The sequence below is a fragment of the Luteitalea sp. genome, assembly GCA_009377605.1.
Classification (GTDB): Bacteria; Acidobacteriota; Vicinamibacteria; order Vicinamibacterales; family Vicinamibacteraceae; genus WHTT01.
In genome coordinates this window covers 1-18,272 of record WHTT01000032.1, presented here as the reverse complement: position 1 = coordinate 18,272, position 18,272 = coordinate 1, and the positions used below count along the sequence as shown (strand labels likewise).

Annotated in this window: 13 protein-coding genes; 6 read left to right on the top strand and 7 right to left on the bottom strand. The window is 65.0% G+C overall.

Going from position 1 to position 18,272, the window contains the following annotated elements:
* Positions 1-230 precede the first annotated feature (230 nt).
* Positions 231-1,484 carry an MFS transporter gene (locus GEV06_12700; GenBank protein MPZ18756.1) on the top strand — a complete coding sequence of 418 codons (1,254 nt, stop codon included), beginning with the start codon at positions 231-233 and terminating at the stop codon, positions 1,482-1,484.
* Positions 1,485-1,629: 145 nt separating this feature from the next.
* Here the strand turns inward: GEV06_12700 and GEV06_12695 are convergent, their stop codons facing one another.
* Entirely contained in the window at positions 1,630-2,043 is a 414-nt protein-coding gene (locus GEV06_12695; protein MPZ18755.1) for a hypothetical protein, read from the bottom strand.
* 273 nt (positions 2,044-2,316) lie between these two features.
* On the opposite strand from GEV06_12695, the gene GEV06_12690 reads away from it, so the two are divergent.
* Positions 2,317-4,692, top strand: a complete 2,376-nt coding sequence (locus GEV06_12690) for a TonB-dependent receptor plug domain-containing protein (protein ID MPZ18754.1) — start codon at positions 2,317-2,319, stop codon at positions 4,690-4,692.
* 311 nt (positions 4,693-5,003) lie between these two features.
* Entirely contained in the window at positions 5,004-6,014 is a 1,011-nt protein-coding gene (locus tag GEV06_12685; GenBank protein ID MPZ18753.1) for a DUF3500 domain-containing protein, read from the top strand.
* A gap of 91 nt (positions 6,015-6,105) precedes the next feature.
* On the opposite strand, the gene GEV06_12680 is transcribed toward GEV06_12685, so the two are convergent.
* Positions 6,106-6,252: a hypothetical protein gene (locus tag GEV06_12680; protein ID MPZ18752.1), complete on the bottom strand. Its 147-nt coding sequence runs from the start codon at positions 6,250-6,252 to the stop codon at positions 6,106-6,108.
* Between the two features lie 129 nt (positions 6,253-6,381).
* Between GEV06_12680 and GEV06_12675 the strand changes: the two genes are divergently transcribed.
* Positions 6,382-6,627 carry a type II toxin-antitoxin system HicB family antitoxin gene (locus tag GEV06_12675; protein MPZ18751.1) on the top strand — a complete coding sequence of 82 codons (246 nt, stop codon included), beginning with the start codon at positions 6,382-6,384 and terminating at the stop codon, positions 6,625-6,627.
* Here GEV06_12675 and GEV06_12670 read toward each other — a convergent pair.
* Positions 6,589-9,036: an FtsX-like permease family protein gene (locus tag GEV06_12670; protein MPZ18750.1), complete on the bottom strand. Its 2,448-nt coding sequence runs from the start codon at positions 9,034-9,036 to the stop codon at positions 6,589-6,591. The genes GEV06_12675 and GEV06_12670 overlap by 39 nt on opposite strands.
* Positions 9,037-9,323: 287 nt before the next feature.
* Here GEV06_12670 and GEV06_12665 point away from each other — a divergent pair, with 287 nt between their 5' ends.
* Both GEV06_12665 and GEV06_12660 read left to right on the top strand, forming a co-directional pair.
* Complete coding sequence (locus GEV06_12665) at positions 9,324-10,733, top strand: DUF3526 domain-containing protein (GenBank protein ID MPZ18749.1); 1,410 nt, start codon at positions 9,324-9,326, stop codon at positions 10,731-10,733.
* A 6-nt stretch (positions 10,734-10,739) separates the two neighbouring features.
* Positions 10,740-12,155, top strand: coding sequence for a DUF3526 domain-containing protein (locus tag GEV06_12660; protein MPZ18748.1), 1,416 nt, complete (start codon positions 10,740-10,742; stop codon positions 12,153-12,155).
* Positions 12,156-12,203: 48 nt separating this feature from the next.
* On the opposite strand, the gene GEV06_12655 is transcribed toward GEV06_12660, so the two are convergent.
* From GEV06_12655 to GEV06_12640, 4 genes are all read right to left on the bottom strand, one after another.
* A complete protein-coding gene (locus GEV06_12655) occupies positions 12,204-12,770 on the bottom strand; it encodes a c-type cytochrome (protein ID MPZ18747.1) in 567 nt (188 codons plus the stop codon).
* Between the two features lie 34 nt (positions 12,771-12,804).
* Positions 12,805-14,115 (bottom strand): sulfite dehydrogenase, encoded by a 1,311-nt coding sequence (gene soxC / locus GEV06_12650; protein MPZ18746.1) that lies wholly within the window; start codon positions 14,113-14,115, stop codon positions 12,805-12,807.
* 176 nt (positions 14,116-14,291) lie between these two features.
* Entirely contained in the window at positions 14,292-15,107 is an 816-nt protein-coding gene (locus tag GEV06_12645; protein MPZ18745.1) for a response regulator, read from the bottom strand.
* A 269-nt stretch (positions 15,108-15,376) separates the two neighbouring features.
* Positions 15,377-18,025, bottom strand: coding sequence for an FtsX-like permease family protein (locus GEV06_12640; GenBank protein ID MPZ18744.1), 2,649 nt, complete (start codon positions 18,023-18,025; stop codon positions 15,377-15,379).
* Between the last annotated feature and the right edge of the window lie 247 nt (positions 18,026-18,272).

Sequence of the window (18,272 nt, the reverse complement as noted above, 5' to 3'; positions counted from 1 at the left end):
GTGATCCGCAATGCGTGCGGGCCAAAACGCGCGACCTCGCCAGTCCCGATTCCCCCGACCTCGGTGGCACCCGTCTTGCTCGTTCCTGGTGTCTTTCATGGTGCGGTTCACCGATTGCCTGGTGCGACTCACCAAGTCAAGGAAGGTGCCGCACGATGTCAACGTCCAGTCGTCCGCCGGTCGTGGCCAAAGCGACGCGCATCCAGCTTCTGAGCTTTCGTCCCCCGCACATGCGCGCGTTCCACATGACGTGGTTCGCATTCTTCCTCTGTTTCTTCGCATGGTTTGGTATCGCGCCGTTGATGGCCGTGGTCCGTGACGAGCTGGGCCTGACCCGAGCACAGGTGGGCAACACCGTCATCGCTTCCGTGGCCGTGACCATCGTCGCGCGCCTGTTCATCGGCTGGTTGTGTGACCGACTCGGCCCGCGTGTGACGTACACGTGGCTGCTCATCCTGGGCTCGCTCCCGGTGATGGGTATCGGCCTGGCGCAGACGTACGAGACCTTCCTGCTGTTTCGCCTGGCGATCGGCGTCATTGGCGCCTCGTTCGTCATCACGCAATACCACAGCTCGGTGATGTTCGCGCCGAACGTCGTCGGCACGGCCAACGCAACGACCGCCGGATGGGGCAACTTGGGAGGCGGCGTGACGCAGATCGTGATGCCGCTGCTCTTCACGACGCTCGTTGCCATGGGACTGGGCGACTTCTGGAGTTGGCGGCTCTCGATGGTGGTGGCCGGCCTGGTCTGCATGGCGACCGGCGTCGCCTACCACGTCCTCACCCAGGATTGTCCCGAAGGGAACTACCGGGACCTCGCCGGCGCCGGCGCCCCGTCCGGCGCGAGGGGGGGCGGGTTCAGAGAGGCGTCCAGCGATCCACGCGTGTGGGCGCTCTTCGTGATCTACGGCGCGTGCTTCGGCGTCGAGCTGACGATCAACAACATTGCCGCGCTGTACTTCATGGATTACTTCGACCTCGGCCTGCGGACGGCTGGCGTCGTGGCCGGCTTGTTCGGTCTGATGAACCTCTTCGCGCGCACCCTGGGTGGCGTCCTCGGTGATCGTGCGGGCCTCACGTGGGGCCTGCGAGGACGCGTGACGTGGTTGGCGGTCGCGCTCGCCGGCGAAGGTGTGACGTTGATGTTGTTCTCGCAGATGACCGGTCTCGCCGCGGCCATCGCCACGCTCATCCTCTTCAGCCTCTTCGTCCAGATGTCCGAAGGGGCGACCTACGCGGTCGTCCCCTTCGTCAACCCCGGCGCGCTCGGCTCCGTCGCGGGGATCGTGGGCGCCGGCGGAAACTGTGGCGCGGTTCTGGCGGGGTTCCTGTTCCGCACAGAGGCGCTGTCATGGCCCCACGCGTTGTTCATCCTTGGCGGCCTGGTGCTGGCGTCGGCGGGTCTCACGGTGTTCGTCCGGTTCTCGGACGCGGCGGAGGCCGCTGCGCGGCAGGACCTGGCCTCGGCACCGGAGGCAGCGTAACCGAACGCCGATTGCTGCGGGAGAGTCGCGGACAGGGCGACAAACCTGTCGTCGGTCATCACACGTCGTCACGCAAAGCGACGATAGGATCCACGCGCGACGCACGCCAGGCTTAATCAATTAATTAAGCACCCGGGCATGCCCCCTACCAAGGCCACCAGAAGAGATAGGCCGCGCCCTGACCTTCATTCGCGCCAGGCGCGCCAATGACCAGCCTCCAGCGGTCGAGAACGACCGACGTACCGAACGCGTCGCCGCCTGCCCCGTCCGAGGCGATCAGCTTCGTCGCCTCCGTCCATGTGTCTCCGGTGCGTATGAAGACGTACGCCGCGCCTTCGCCCTCTGAACCCTCGGCGCCATCGGCACGCGGCGCGCCGACAACGAGTGTGTTCCCATCCAGCGCGACGGAGCGGCCGAAATCATCTCGCACTGGAGAAACAACGTCCCAGGCGATGAGTTTGTTGGTCTCCGTCCAGGTGTCTTCGACCCGGCTGAATGTGTATACCCCACCCTGAACGATTCCGGCGTATGAGGCGCCCCCAGGCGCGCCCACGATCAATGTCGTTCCACTTTCTTGCCGTTGGGAAGGGCCAGCATCGTCGCTGAGCGAAGGTCGATCGCGAGAGGCAGTGAAGGCGACCGACGCACCGAAGTTGTCGGCGGTCGTGCTGGCGGTCTATGCGCGCACGTGTCCCGTTCATGGGTTGGCGACGCCCTCTCATGGAGTTCCTGTTTTGTACTCACGCGGGTGGACACCACACTCTGCGCAGCTTCCGTCGGCTACTGTCGCCGGCGCGCGTCGGGCGCTCCACAAGGGAAGGAACATGAAGAAATGACGTGCAGGCTCTCGAGCATCGTTCCGCGGGTCAGTCGCGTGAGACCACAGCGGATCATCGGGCTGATAGTGCTCGTCCTGCTCGTGGCGGTGTACATGCTTCCGGCCCATGCCCAGACCCGGACCAGTGGTGCCGTGCTCGAAGGGACGGTCGTCGCGGCCACGAGCGGTGAGCCGCTCGAGGGCGTGAGGCTCCTTATCGTGGGTGGGCGTCATCAGGTGCTCACGGACCAAGGAGGTCGCTATCGCATCACGGGCCTCCCGCCGGGCGCGGTCACGGTGACGGTCCGGCGCACCGGCTACCTGCCGGTGCGGGAGACGCTCGAGACTCCTGCGGGCGGCACCGTGAACCGCTCCTTCGAGCTGGAGGAGGAACCTAGCTTGATCGAGGAGGTGACGGTCACGGCCACTCGAGAAACGGAGGAGATCCGGGACTTGCCCATGTCGATCGGCATCGTCTCCCGTGAAGAGACGCAGCGGATCCGCGCCACGGACCCGGCACAGGTGCTGAACCGCGTGGCAGGTGCGCACATCGTGCCCTTCGAAGACATGGCGACGCACAATGCCGTGCGGCAGCCGCTGTGCTGCCGCGCCACGCTCCTGGTCTCGGAGGATGGCGTCCCATTGTCGTCACCATCCTTCTACAGACATAGCGTGATCAACTGGGTCGATCTCGTGCACGCCGAGCGTGTGGAAGTGCTGAAAGGACCGGGAACCGCCATCTACGGGAGCGACGCCGTGAGTGGCGTGATCAACGTCATCACGGTGGACCCGCCCGTGAGCCCCTCGGGCGACGCATCCGGCGAGCTGGGGCCCTACGGATACCGGCGAGCGACGGTCGGGGCCGGTGGCACGTTCGGCGGGCACGGACTCCGGGTGGATGCGGCCTTCGCCCGCTCAGACGGCCGAAGGGAAAACCCAATGGAGCGGCAGGATATCAGCCTCCGTTGGACGACGGCGCTCCAAGACCGCGCGCACTTCCGGACGTCACTGGCCTTTGGCAACGTGAACGGTATCGGAAACGATGATCAGACGCCGGAGGAGTTCTTCAGCCGGAGCACATTCAACCCGTACCCAATCGCGAAGAACGACGCCACCGTCGCACGGGCGTCGACCACGTATCGACAGGCGGCGGGGAGCACGTCGTGGAGCATTGCGCCGTTCGCACGCTGGATGGACACGCCTCTGATCCCAGCCTTCACGCTGGCGACGAACCCCGTGGTCCGCGAGACTGAGCTCTCCTCGGGCGGCGTGCTGGCGCAGGTTCGACACGCGCTCCCAAAGCTGCGTACTGTGTGGACCACCGGAATCGACATCGATTACACGGCCGGGCGGCGACGTGAGCCTCGCATTACGCCCGTCGTCGAGAGCGATGGTCAGGGCAGGGAGATCTGGAGCGACTTCGCCGTCGATGTCGAGGAGCCGCGATACGATTATCGATGGACGTACGCCGGCTCCGCGCTCTACACGCAGCTCGACATCCTGCCGACGGAGCGGCTCCGGCTGAACGCAGGTGTCCGGTTCGATCGCGCACGGTATAGTTACACGAACCGCCTGCCGGTCGTGACGACCGGGTCATTTCGGCGCCCACCGGACAGCGACCGTCGCTACTCGCGCCTCACGCCGAAGCTCGGCCTCACCTACCGCCTCTCCGAACAGGTCACGCTATTCGGTGCACACCGGCATGGCTTCCGGGTCCCTCTCGAGGATCAGCTCTTCAAGCAGGGCGCGTCGGAGAACACACTCGACCTCGAGCCGATTGATGTGGTCTCTTCCGAGCTCGGCGTTCGGGCACGCGTGATGCAGCGATTGCAGGTCGAGGCAACGGCGTATCGGATGCGCTTGACCAACGACATCCTCAGCTTTCGCGACCCGGACGGCCAGGCCGTCGCGACAAACAATGGACAGACCTTGCACCAGGGAATGGAAGTGAGCGCCAGCGCGGCACCGGTGCGAGAGCTGCAAGTGCGTCTGGCGTACTCGCTCGCCAGACACGAGCTCCAGCACTGGCTCGCCGCCGACAATCTCGACCTCAGCGGAAACGAGATGGATGTCGCGCCCCGGCATACGTGGAACGCCGAGCTGAGCTACGCGCCCGCCGTGCTCAGGGGCGGTACGCTCGCTTTGGAGTGGCTCGGCATGAGTGGGTATTGGGTGGACCGGGCCAACACCAAGTGGCAGGAAGGTTACGACGTGTTCCATCTTCGCGTCAGCGCTCCGGTCACCCGTCGCATCGAGCTGTTCGGTCGCCTGATTAATATCACCGACCGCCTCTATGCCACACAGGTCTTCGACGGGTTCGGCGACATCGACCGCTTCTACAATCCAGAACAGCCGAGAGCGCTCTATGCCGGCATGCGCGCGCGGTTCTGACCTCTAGCGGTTCGACGAAGAGCCGCACGGCACAGCTGAAAGGCGCGCCGGAATCCTTGCCATGGTGACTGGCGGCTTCGGGGCTCTCCTACTGGCGGTTGCTCTCGTACGCATCGCACGTGCGCCAGTGACCGCGACGTGAACCACTAACCGCTCGGCGCCCCTGCCGTTTGCGGCCGGCGGGAGGCCACACGCCGGAAATCGATCGCGCGACACGCCGCTGTCCTCCATGCTTGGCTCGTTCTGACACGTACGCTACGCTCTGCGGAGTTTCCTGGTGTCGGGCTTCCGCCTGGCCACCGTCCGCCTAAATACGGACACTACAGCGAGGTCGTCATGGACCGACATCAACGAATCCGGCTGGCAATGTGGTTGTCCGCGCTGCCGATCATGGCCGCCGTCTCGGCGCTGGGGTCGCCACAAGGAAGTGGAGCAACACGCACCGCTACGCGCGGCAGGGCGTGAGCTTCAACGAAATGTCGGACGAGCAGCGTGCGAGAGCATTCGGTCTGCTCGAGGCCGGTCTCAGCGCGAAAGGGCTCGAGAAGTCGCGCAACATCATGCGGCTGAACGAGACCATCGCCGAGATGACGAAGCGTTTCGACGAGTATGGCGAAGGGCTCTACAACCTGACGGTCATGGGCGAGCCGTCCGCCACTGCGCCGTGGGGCTGGCAGCTCGACGGCCATCATCTGATCATCAACTACTTCGTCCTGCGGGATCAGGTCGTGATGACGCCCACCTTCATGGGCTCGGAGCCCGTTCGCGCCGATGCCGGGAAGTACGCGGGCACCGTCGTGTTGCAGGACGAGCAGAACAAGGGACTCGCGTTCATGCAGGCGCTCACCCCCGAGCAGCAGAAGAAGGCGACGCTGGAGCCGGAGAAGACGGAGAACAACGCGCAGGCGCAGGCGTTTCAGGACAACCTGGTGCTCGATTACGCGGGCGTGCGCGCCTCCGAGCTCAACGACGTACAGCGAAAGCTGTTCGTCGATCTGATTGGCGAGTATGTGGGCAACATCGCCGAAGGCCACGCGAAAGTCCGCATGGAGGAAGTGCTGAAGCACCTCGATAACACGCATTTCGCGTGGATCGGCGCCTCGTCGGCGGACGCCGTGTTCTACTACCGGATCCACAGTCCGGTGATGCTGATCGAGTTCGATCACCAGACGCCCGTGGCTCTGCCCGGTCCCAAGGTCCCCGGCCGGATCCACGTCCATTCCATCGTCAGAACGCCGAACGGGAACGACTACGGGAAGGATCTGCTGCGCCAGCATTACGAGCAGCACAAGAACGATCCGGCGCACGGCCACGCGCGATAATCGGGCGCAGGTCAGCGAACGCCGTTGCGTCCACCGCACGCGGCTCCGCAGGCACGGGCAGGCGAAAGTCCAGCACGAGGGTTCCACCTAATCACCGGTAGGCGTGCTTGCGATGCGCCACGCCCATCACACGAACGGTCTTCTTCTTATCGTCCACGTCGTACACGATGCGGTAGGTTCCTACGCGGACACGATAAGTGCTGTCGGAGCCTTCCAATTTCTTCCCGTTACGTCGAATGGGCCACGCGGGCGTTCGGCGTCACGAACGTGTACTTCGGCGAGCCTCGGCGCGTCATCGCCACGCTTCGTCTGCGGCTGTAGAAGAGCCTTTTGAGAAACAGAGCTTCGATACGCTAAACTGTGACCCATGGACGAGCTCTACACCGCTGTGATCAAGCAGGATGGCGACTGGTGGCTCGGCTGGATCGAGGAGGTTCCTGGCGTGAACTGTCAGGAACGGTCGAAAGAGGACCTGCTGACAAGCCTACGCGAGGCGCTCGGCGAGGCGTTGGCATTCAACCGTCAGGAAGCACGCTCCGCCGCCGGTGCGGACTTCGTTGAGGAACGCATCGCACTAGGCGTCCCGGAGAATCACACTGGGGTCCACGCGTGACGCGTGGCGCGCAGGAAGCCAGCACGCCAGGGTGCCCACCGCCGCGATGGTGAGCAGGACGAGCCCGTATGTGGCGGCATCGTATGGCGTGACACCGAACAGCAAGCCGGCCACGAAGCGACCTCCCACGAACGCGGCACCCAAGCCCAACACCGCGCCCAGGCCGCAAAGTCCAAGACCTTCGCGAAGCACCAGCCCCCGGACGCCGCCAGGCGACGCGCCGAGTGCCATGCGGATGCCCATCTCCCGCCGACGCTGTGCCACGGCGTAGCTGATGACCCCATACAAGCCGAGGGCCGCGAGTGCCAGCGCCAACACCGAGAAGCCCGAGAAGAGCAAGCCCCAGAGGCGCCGCTGCCACAGCGACTCCAGCATGGTCCGCTCCACGGTCTTCGTCCACCGCACGGCAAGCGTTGGCTCCGCCGTCAGGATCGTCCGTCGCACGGTCGGGGCCATGGCGTCCGGATCGCCATTGGTGCGCACGAGATAGTAGCCGTTCGTGACCCGCCACTGCGTCATCGGGTAGTAGATCTCGACCCCCTCCTGCCCTTCCGCCGCCTCCTGTTTCACATCGCCGACGACACCGACGACCCGCGTCCAGGGATTCTCGGGGTTTGCCTCCATCCACGAGAGGTATCGGCCTATGGGGTCCTGGTTGGGCCAAAAGAGTTGTGCCGCGCGCTCGCTAATCACCACCACGGGCTCGGAGGTGGTCGTATCGGAACGCTCGATCAGTCGGCCACGCACGAGCGGAATACGCAGCGTCTCGAAGTACCCCGGGCTGACGTCGGCACCGGTGATCGAGACCTGTACCCTGCCGTCTTGCTCCGCCCGCCCGCGAATGTAGACGTCTGCACGGATCCTCCCCCGGCTCGTCAGGCTGTAGGGCAGCGAGTTGGTGACCGCGACAGACGAAACGCCGGGTAATGACTCGAGCTCGTCGAGCACGCGCTGATGCTGAGCGCTCACCGCGGCGGCCGCTTCCGTACGGGTTCCGTCTGCCCACGCCACGGTCCGCGCCGCGAGCACACCGCTTCCGCGGAAGCCGGGATCACGTTGCTGCAGATACTGGAACGTCCTCATCATCAGACCCGCCCCGATCAGGAGCAACACCGAGAGCGCCACCTCCACGACGACGAGCGCGGAGCGTAGGCGAGACCGCGCCGAGCCGCGCGCGCCTTCCCGGAGCCCGCTGGTTACGCTCACACGCGCCGCCGCCAGTGCTGGGGCGAGCCCGAAGAGCAATGCGGTCGCCAGGCCAATCGCCACGGTGAACGCGAGGACCGGTTGGTCGATCTCCACGCGCATCCACATCGGCAGCGGCACCGGGATCAACGCCAGCAGCCCGCGCACGCCGGCCAACGCGAGCAGGATGCCGAGTCCCGCTCCGACCAGACCGAGCAGGAGACTCTCGGTGAGCAGCGTACGCGCAATCCGCTTACCGCTGGCGCCCAGCGCGATCTTCACCGCGAGCTCGTTCCGCCGCGTGGCAGCGCGGACGAGCAGCAGATTTGCCACGTTCGCGCAGCAGATGAGCAACACCATCCCGACGCCGAGGAGGCAGACGAGGAGGTACGGACGCACGGCGCCCATCTCGAACTCTCGAAGCGGCGTCAGCTCCACTCCCACACCCGCGTTGGTGTCCGCGAACTCACGCCCGAGCGCCGCCGCGACGCTGTTGAGATCGGCTTTCGCTTCGGCAAGACTGACGCCCGGCTTCAGGCGCGCCACCGTCGCGTACCAGCGCGAGTCGCGTCGCTTGCCAAGCTGTGGATTCTCTGGTGGAAGGTTCGCGTACCACGATTCCATCGGTGTCCAGGCGTCGGTGCGCTCGGGGAAGGCGAACCCGGGCGGCATCACGCCGACGATCGTGTATGTCTGGCGATCGGTTCTCAGCGGCTTGCCCACGATGTCCGGATCGCCTGCGAATTGGGACCTCCACACGTCGTGCGCGATGACCACCTTGTACACGTCGCCGCCCGGCCGATCCTCTCGAGGCAGCAGCAGTCGTCCTAGGACTGGCGCCACGCCGAGCAGGCTCAGCGCCTGTGGGTTGGTCTGCGCCATACTGATCACGACGGGAGGCCCGTCGGTGAGCAGCCGCGTATCGAACACCGTGTAGGCGCCAAGGTCCGCCAAGCGCGTGCTGCGGTCGCGATAATCTTCGATGTCGCGCAGTGAACAGCCCCGCTTCGTATCCCCTTCCTTCAGGTTCACGGTTTGCATCTGCACGAGGCGATCCGGCTCGCGGTAGGGGTACGGTCGCAACAGCATCGCGTAGACGAAGCTGAAGATGGTGGTCGTCGCGCCGATCCCGAGTGCGAGCGTCAGCAACAACATGACCGTGAAGCTCGGCCGGCCGGCGAGCGATCGAATCGCGTCACGAAGGTCTGCAGGCAATGAGGACATCGGCGTTTCCAACCGAGAGGCGAGTCATCGCGTAGTACATCCGCGCTCGTCCGCCGAGGTCGCCCCATTCATCACGAACGGTTGTGTGAGGAGGACGAACGGCAGCTCCGGGCTCACTAGCAGCGTGCGGTACACCTGTCGTGTCTCGCCTGAAAGACCTGCGCTGCGGGCGACGGTTGTGGCCGTTCAATGACCACTCACCCGGTATTTGGAGCCGGCTGTTGCGTTTCGTGTGCCTCGCCGGCGTCTCGGTGCTCACATAACTGCGGCCAAGTAAAGGAGGACCGATGGTTCGGCGGATCGCCGTGAAGGAGATGCTCGAGATGGTGCGCGACCAGCGCTTCGCCTGGTCGGCGCTAGTGCTCGTCGTGCTTCTCGGTGGCGCGCTCGCCGCAGGGTGGCGGCATCTCAGCGATGTCGCTGCCGAGCACGAGCAAGCGCGCAGGCTCCAGCGTGAGCTCTGGCTCAACAAGGGCGAGATGAATCCACATGGGGCCGCGCACTACGGGCTGTTCGCCTTCAAACCGGTCGCGGAGCTCGCGTCGGTCGATCCCGGGCTCGACCCTTACGTTGGGGTGTCGGTGTTCCTAGAGGCCCACAAGCAGAATCTGGCACGCTATCGGCCGATCGAAGATGCGACGCCGCTCGCGCGGCTCGGCGCTCTGACGGCGAGCACGACCCTCCAGCTTCTCGTGCCGCTCGTCATCATCGGCCTCACGTTTACCGCGTTTGCCGGCGAGCGGGAACAGGGCACGCTGCGGCAGCTCATAAGCCTGGGCGTGCCGGCACAGGTGCTGGCGCGCGGCAAGGCCCTCGCCGTCATCGCACCGCTCGCCGCGATCCTCGTTCCCGCTGCGGCGATAGGCGCGATTGCCATGGCGCTGTACGCAGGTCGCGACGGGATGGCGCTCAGCCTGTCGCGCACTGCTGTCATGGCGCTGGTCTATCTCGCGTACTTTGCGATGTGGGTTGGCGTTGGGCTCATCGTTTCCGCCCGAGCGCGCTCGAGCCGATCCGCGCTCGTGGTGCTCGTGACGGTGTGGTTCGCGAGCAGTTTCATCGTGCCAAGGCTCGTGGCGTCCGCGACAGGGCGTCTCGTGCCAACCCCTACGGCCGTTGACTTCGCGGAGGCGATCGAGCGAGACAAGGCGGCGCTCCCGCCGTTTGATGCGCTCGTCGAGCAGGCAACCCACGAGTTGATGCGAGAGCACGGTGTCGATGATGTGACCAAGCTGCCCATGAATCCAGAGGGGGCCGCGCTCATCAAGGGGGAGGAAGCGGACACCGCGGTCAACAACCGGCACTTCCAGCGTTTGGCCAACGTCCACCAACGCCAGGCGAGCCTGTATCAGGCCGGCGCGCTGCTTGGTCCGCTCGCGGCGGTCCAGTCACTGTCGATGGCGCTCGCCGGAACGGACTATCCGCATTACCGGGACTTCCTCGACGCCGCCGAGCGCTACCGAACGAAGTACGTTGACGTCCTCAACCAGGATGTGCTCAGCCATCAGCCGGCCGGTACATGGGAGTACACGCGGGGCCGCGAGCTCTGGGAAAAGGTCCCGCCCTTCGAGTATCAGCTTCCAGGCACGGCCTGGGCACTGCAGCATCAGGGCCTGAGCTTGGCGCTCCTTGGCGCGTGGGTTGTCGCGGTGGCGGTGATGGTGCCGATGGCTCTGCGCTGGGATCGGGTGGAATAGCGAACCGTGTTGCGACATATCCTTCGCTTCGAATGGCGATCCCTCGTTGCCGACCGAACGGTCGCGCTCGTTGCAGGCCTCTTCTCCGCGGTCCTCGTGTATGGGGCAGTGACCGGCGCCGGGTGGGCGAGGGCGCAAGCCAACAGCCTCGAGACGCTCAGTGAGTCGAGCGCGCGTCGCGTCGCGGAGTGGCGCGAGTACGTGTCGACGACACCGCCAAGTGAAGAGGCACACTTTACTCCCGCCAGCCCGTCATACATCGGCGCGCGACAGGGACAGCATGCGCTGCTGCCGGTCTCGCCACTCGCCAGTGTGGCGATCGGCCAGAGCGACCTGTACGTCAACTACTACAAGGTCACCTCGCGGACCCGAGAATCGTTCGTCCACGGCGAGCAGATCGAAAATCCGCTCAGGCTGATGATCGGCCACTTCGATCTGGCGTTCGTCATCCTCTACTTCTATCCCCTCTTGATTCTCGCGGTCATGTACGACCTCACGTCTGGGGACCGCGACAACGGCACATTGCGAATGCTGCTGGCGCAGCCGCTCCAGCTGCGCACGTTCGTGCTGGGACGCCTGCTCACCCGCGCGGCGGTCGTCGTGCTTCCAGCGCTCCTCATCCCGGTGGTCGGCATCTCGCTCGGCGAGGCCAGTCTCGACACCGCGACGTTCGGCCGCCTGGCGATCTGGACGATGGCGGTTCTCGCGTACGGGGCATGCTGGTTCGCCCTGGCGGTGGCGATCAATGCGATGGGGCGGCCGCCGGCCTTCAATGCCTTCGCGCTCGCGGCCATCTGGCTCCTCGTGGTGGTGCTGGTGCCCGGGCTCATCAACATTGCCGTCGCATCAGCCTATCCTGTGCCGTCCCGCGTGGAGTTCGTCAACGCCACGCGCGTGGCCACTGACAAGGCCCGCGTCGAAGGCAGCCAGCTCCTCAGCCGATTCCTCGAGGACCATCCGTCGATCGAGGCCACCGATGAAACGATGGAGAACTTCGACATTCTGCAGGCCGCTCGCGACGAAGACGTGGCGCGGCAGCTCGAGCCGGTGATTGGTCGATACAACACGCAGCTCGGCAAGCAGCACGCCGCGGTCTCCCTGCTTCAGTTCCTGTCACCGGCAGCGGTGGCACAGAGCGTGCTCTACGATGCCGCCGGCACGAGCTTGGCGCGCTATCAGCACTTCTTCGCGCAGGTGGACGGCTTCCACCAGCGGTGGAAGCAGTTCTTCGAGGCGCGTGGCTTCAGGGGAGCGAGGATGCGTCCCGTGGACTTCGACAGATTGCCCACTTTCACCTACGCGGAAGAGCCGCTGCAGGCGGTCGTCCGCCGAACGTGGCTGCCGCTCGCCGCGCTCTGGGCAGTTGCGGTTGGCGTCCTCGCCGCAGCGTTCATGACGTATCGGCGATACGTCGTCGGCTAGTGTCCTGTCCGCTGCTAGACGGTGAGGAGCGCGAGGCGCGTCCGTCGTTCACCGTTGCGCATGCACATCTGGCCGCGGATCGGTGATGAAGCCGTCCCGATTGGGCATCTTCACGGCTGGCAGGGTCTTCTCGTCGAGCATGTGATGCTTTCCGACAATGCCGCTCAGATACAGCGTGTATGCGGTCACAGCATACACGTCGTCGGCGCTCAGCGACCCCGGAGCTTGGTATGGCATGGCGCGCCGCGTGTAGTCGAAGACAGACGTTGCGTACGGCCAGTAGCTGCCGACGGTCTGCTTCGGCCTCTCGGTGTCGAGAGATCCGATACCGCCAACGAGTGCAGGACCGAGCTGGCCGCCTTCTCCGCGTACACCGTGGCACCCCGCGCACTCGGTCGCGTAGACCTGCTCACCCCGAACGGCGTTGCCGCGGCCGACGGGCAGGCCGGCTCCCGACGGAAACACCGTGATGTCGCGCTGCGTGATCTCGGACGGCGTTGCCACGCGACCGACGCCGTATCGCTCGGGAGACGGCGCGGCGAGACGTGTGCGACTGGAAACGTGAGGCTCACCGACATCGGCACGCTGGCGCAGGATCACGGCGAGCGCAAGCATCAGAAGCAATCCAACGGGGATCAGCCACAGCTTCTCAAACACTGATCACGCTCCCGTCTGCTTGTACCTGCCACGATTTGATGCCGTTGTAGTGGTCGGTGCCGCGAATGTCCCGAACGGCGAGGATCCGGTCACGGGTCGGCTGGACATAGCCCGTCTCGTCGGTGCAGCGAGACTGCAGGATGGCGACCTGTCCATCCCACGTCCACGGGAAACGAAAGCGCGTAAGGGCCTTCGGCAGGATCGGATCCTGAAGCGCGGCGTCCTGCCAGGTGCGGCCGCCATCGGTGGACACCTCCACGCGTGTGATGCGTCCGCGTCCTGACCACGCGATACCAGTGATTTCGTGGAACCCAGGGCCTTCCAGCCGCTGCTCGCCCGCTGGTCGGGTAATGACGGACTTCGCCTCCATCACGAACGTGAAGATGCGGGCTTTCCCACCGGGCATCAGATCCGTGTAATACGCGGACTCCTCCCGATGCATGCTGGGATGATCACTCACCTGCAGACGATGCAACCACTTGACCCAGGTGTTGCCTTCCCATCCGGGCACCACGAGCCGTACGGGATGCCCCTGCTCCGGCCGCAGCGCCTCGCCATTCTGCCCGTACGCGACCAGCACATCGTCGACGGCCTTGTCGAGCGGAATGCTTCGCGCGAGACGGCAGGCGTCCGCGCCCTCGGCAATGACCCACTTTGCCTCCGGCTCGAGACCGGCCTCCTGGAGCAGCAGCTTCAGTGAAACACCGGTCCACTCGCTGCAGCTGATCAGTCCGTGCGTGCGCTGCGGATTCGGCCCAGGGTTGCCTCGGTGCTCGTTCCACGAGTTGCCGGCGCACTCGATGAAATGGACAGTCGAGACTGACGGCAGACGCTGGAGGTCGGCGACGGTGAAGACCAGTGGACGGTCGACGGCGCCGTGTAGGAGCAGAGTGTGCGCGCCGGACTCGATGTGCGGGACGCCTGCATGATGCCGCTCGAAGTGCAGTGCCGATGGTGTGATGGTTCCATAGAGATCTTGCAGCGGCGTGTACGACCATCCGTTCCCGGGTGTCTTCGATTCATGAAGCTCGCGCTGGGGCCTTTCGGAGCGGGAGCGTTGGCCATAGGATCGACGCTCGCCGCCAGGCGCACGGGGTTGGTCGGCGTCGACTGACGCCAGCGCGCCCAAGCCTGTCGTTGCCGCCACCAGGAACGTTCGTCGATCGTGTGAGGTTCGAAGGTGTCGTGTCCTTATGGCGTAGTCACTCTGCCGATGGTCTAGCCTTCTGGAACGTGCGAGCGTGATGTTGTTACTACCAACTAGTAAGCCTGCGCGATTGATCGAGCGCGGCGCGAGCCTCATGGTGTCAGCGGCATGCGCCGGATGGCGCGCATTTTGTGGCAGCCGTCATGCGTCGTTCAGCCGCCTGCGCAGTGTGCTGACGATCATCGTTGCTAGTGCCAACTATAGGCGGAGCGCTGACACCTGTCAACCCGGCTTATATTGCCCTAGTGAGCGCCGGGGATAACCACGGAGAGTCAGAGCCGCAGCAACTGTTCACGCAGAATGCGCGACTGGAGACGGCTGGCGCGCAGCTCCTGCCCGTTCGTCAGGGAGAGAAGATAGGAGCCGCCTGGGAGCGGGCTCACGCGCGCAATCGCGTCGATGTTGACCAGCGCGCCCCGTTCGACACGGATGAACCGGCTCGCATCCAGCTTCGCCTCGAGGTCCTTCAGGCGGTAGCTGATCGTGTGCCGTTCCTTGGTCTTGGTGAAGATGTGCAGGAGCTCGCCCTCGGCGACAACGGACGCGACCTGGGTGACCGGCACGAGGATGATGTCCTCGCGCCGGCGCACCGGGATGCGGACCAACGGCGCGGACGGCGCGCGCGCGGTGTACTGCGAGACGGCGTCGCGTACGTGTTGGGCCTCCACGCGCGTGGCACGAGCCTCGAGGCGTTCCCGTGCCCGCTCCAGCGTTTGCTGCAAGCGGCTCCGGTCGACCGGCTTCAAGAGATAGTCGACCGCGTTCATCTCGAACGCCCGAATCGCATACTCATCGTAGGCGGTCACGAACGCGACGAGCGGGAGTCGATCCCGCCGAATCAGGCGTACGACCGCCAAGCCGTCGACCTCCGGCATCTGCAGATCGAGCAGCGCCAGATCCGGTCGCGTCCGTTCGATGAGCTGCACGGCTTCGGCGCCGTTCGGGGCCTCGCCGACGATTCGGACGTCGCCGCACTCGGTCAGCAAGTTGGCGAGCGAGAGTCGTGCAGGCCGCTCGTCATCCGCGATGACAACAGATAGCGGGCTCCGGATGGTCTCCATGGGAAAACGTTCCAGCTCCGTGGACATTATCACCAGTACACGGCGGTCTAGCCAGGTCGAGAGCTCATGAGCAATCCATTGTCGGTGGAGATGTGCTCGATGAAGAGAGCTCTCCTACGGACGGCTCCATGGAGACAACGAACAGACTGAATCTACCGATGAGTGGCACTTCATGCCTCGCCGAGCGGGCCAGAAATGCTCCCGCAAATGCGTCGGGCCAATCACTTCCCAGATTTGACGAGCAGCCATTGTCGCGTCGCCATCAGAAGCGACCCTCAGCGATCTCGTCGGAGGGACTATTCGTTGCGCAGGGCGACGATGGGCTCGACCCGCATGGCCTTGCGCGCCGGCACGCAGGCCGCGAGTAGGGCGACGAGACCGAGAACGATTGCAACACCACCAAAGGTCAACGGGTCGGTTGGTTGGACACCGTAGAGCATCCTCGCGATGAGCGTCGACAGCAGTAGCGCACCCACCATACCCGCGGCGGTGCCCGCCAGTGCCTGTGCCATACCCTGCCGCACCACCATCCACAATATGTCGGCCCAGCTCGCGCCGAGCGACATCCGTATCCCGATCTCGTGCGTGTGCCGCGAGACCGAGTAGCTCATGACGCCATAGATCCCGACAGCCGCGAGCAGGAGGGCAACCGCGCCGAAGACCACGAAGAGGAACATTTCAAAGCGCGGCTGCGCGTTCGCCTCGGCCACGGCCGCATCCAGGGTGAGGACCTGCGAAATCGGCAGGTTTCGGTCAAGAGACCAGACAGTGCGCCGCACCGCGGGGGCCATGTCCGCAGGGTCCCCTACCGTACGCATCACCAGTGTGATGTACGCCGTGTGCCCTTCGGGGGTCTCGAGGTACCGGCGGTTCTGGAGCGCGGCGAGGTATACCTCCGGGGAGGGCTCGTTGGCCCAGTCCAACTGCTTCGCATTCCTGGCCACTCCAACGATCGTCAGCCAGGTGGGCGGGTTCTCCGTCCCAGACTCGTACGTAATCCGCTTCCCGATCGGGTCTTCACCCGGCCAGTACTGACTGGCTGCTCGCTCGTTGATGATTGCCACTCCGGGCGCACGGGCATCGTCTTCATCAGTGATGGCACGGCCGCGGAGCAGAGGAATGCGCATCGTCGCGAAGTATCCGGGCGTCACGATGCGATACACGGCTAGCGGCGATTCGCCAGGGCGTGGCTTCGGTCGGCCCTCGATGGTGAATGGCCAGCTCCACAGGTCGCCGGCCAGCGGGAGATGGTTGATCCCGCCGACGGATCTCACACCGGGCAGCGTTCCGACGTTCTCGAGGAGCTCGCGGTAGAACGGCTCGCGCTGGTCGGGAGCCGCCTTGCTCGTTCCGGCGACCGACACCACCATCGAGAGCACGTTGCGCGAATCGAAGCCCGGGTCAATCGACTGCAGCGCGACGAAGCTGCGAACCATCAGGCCGGCGCCAATCAGCAGTATGAATGCCAGCGCGAACTCGGACGCCACGAGGAAGCTTCGCAGCCGGTTGCGGCGAATGCCGTCGCTGCCTCCGCGACCTCCCTCTTTCAGCGCGCCGCTCAGATTGCCAACGGTGGCCTGCATCGCCGGCGCTAGCCCGAATATGACCGTCGTGAGCCCGGTGACAACCAACAGAAACAGCACGACCTCGGTATCGATGCCCACCATGTCCACCTGTGGAAGGCTGGAGGGGCTGAGCGCGACCAGGGCTCTCGTGCCCCAAAAGGCAAGCAGAAGCCCGAGAAAGGCGCCGAGGGCCGCCAGGAGGAGGTTCTCGGTCAGGAACTGGGCGATCAGGCGCGCCCGACCGGCGCCGAGAGCGCTCCGCACGGCGATCTCCCGGTGACGATCGGATGTGCGCGCCAGCAGCATGTGGGAAACATTGGCGCAGGCGATCAGGAGCACGAATCCAACCGCGCCCAGTAAGATCCGCAGCGGCGTTTCAACCTTGCCAACCACGTTCTCTTTCAAGCGGGTGACTACCACGTCGCGGTTCGTGCCCGGGTGCTGCCGCTCCAGCCGCGCCGTGATCGTGGCAATCTCCGCCTGGGCACGTTCGAGTGTGACGCGCGGCCTCAGTCGCGCGAACACGCGAAGGCTGTTGCCTCCGCGGTCGAGGACACGATCGCCAAAGGCGGCCGGCACCCACAGCTCGCCGTGCGTTGCCCAGAAGGGCGCGAACTTGAAGTCGGGCGGCATGACACCAACAACGGTGTATGCCTCGCCGTTGAGGGCGATCGATTTCCCCAGCACGCTGCGGTCGCTGCCGAAACGCCGCCGCCAGAGCCCATCGCTCAGGATGACCTCGTGCTCCGAGCGGCTCCGGCCTCGGCCCGCGACAAACAGCCGGCCCAACGACGGCTGGATTCCGAGCATCGGGAACAGGTCCTCGGTCACGCGATGGCCCCGAATGTGCTCCGGTGGATGCCGGCCAGTGAGGTTGGCAGCCCAGTATTCCGCCGCGCCCATCCCTTCGAACGAATCGCTCTGATTGCGCCAATCAATGTAGTTGGCGACGGCGACTGGACCCGCGCCGTGGTGCAGCAGCGTGACCAGACGGTCCGACTCCTTGTATGCGAGCGGGCGAAGCAACACGGCGTTCACGACACTGAAGATAGCGGTGTTGGCACCGATCCCCAACGCCAGCGTTATGACGGCCACGACGGTAAAGCCCGAGGAGCGAACCAGGTTGCGCCCGCCGTAACGCACATCCTTGAGCCACTGCTCGATCCACGTGAACGAGCGCGCCGCGCGATGCTGTTCTTTGGCCTGTTCGACGCCCCCGTAGGCTCGACGGGCAGCCAGTTTCGCATCTTCCGGAGGCAATCCTCGGCGCTCGAACTCGTCTTGCAGCAATTGGAGATGGGACTCGATCTCGCGGGTGAGCTCGCGTTCCGCCGCCCGAGCACGGAACAGATTTGCAGTTCTCGCAAAGAATCGGCGCATCCAGGCTCCTTGTCGAGCGTCCGCAGACCGTCAGCTCCAGCGCTCGCTACAGGACGGCGATGGGTCCACACTCATTGGAGATCCACGTCGCCGCGCATCAACTGTGAAGCGATTGCACTTGGATGTCAAGCATAGTGCCGCCGGCGATTCACGCACCTGCACCATCGCATGCTCGCCGACGCCCCCCACACGTTAGGGCCTGTCAGGGAATAAGTGTGCCGTTTCTGGGTGTCGAGGCGCCCGTCTG

Bases quoted from the DNA above. Each gene is read 5' to 3' on its own strand.
- GEV06_12700 (MPZ18756.1), top strand. From the start codon at position 231: ATGCGCGCGTTCCACATGACGTGGTTCGCATTCTTCCTCTGTTTCTTC.
- GEV06_12690 (MPZ18754.1), top strand. From the start codon at position 2,317: ATGACGTGCAGGCTCTCGAGCATCGTTCCGCGGGTCAGTCGCGTGAGA.
- GEV06_12675 (MPZ18751.1), top strand. From the start codon at position 6,382: ATGGACGAGCTCTACACCGCTGTGATCAAGCAGGATGGCGACTGGTGG.
- GEV06_12670 (MPZ18750.1), bottom strand. From the start codon at position 9,036: ATGTCCTCATTGCCTGCAGACCTTCGTGACGCGATTCGATCGCTCGCC.
- GEV06_12665 (MPZ18749.1), top strand. From the start codon at position 9,324: ATGGTTCGGCGGATCGCCGTGAAGGAGATGCTCGAGATGGTGCGCGAC.
- GEV06_12655 (MPZ18747.1), bottom strand. From the start codon at position 12,770: ATGCTTGCGCTCGCCGTGATCCTGCGCCAGCGTGCCGATGTCGGTGAG.
- soxC (MPZ18746.1), bottom strand. From the start codon at position 14,115: ATGAGGCTCGCGCCGCGCTCGATCAATCGCGCAGGCTTACTAGTTGGT.
- GEV06_12645 (MPZ18745.1), bottom strand. From the start codon at position 15,107: ATGTCCACGGAGCTGGAACGTTTTCCCATGGAGACCATCCGGAGCCCG.
- GEV06_12640 (MPZ18744.1), bottom strand. From the start codon at position 18,025: ATGCGCCGATTCTTTGCGAGAACTGCAAATCTGTTCCGTGCTCGGGCG.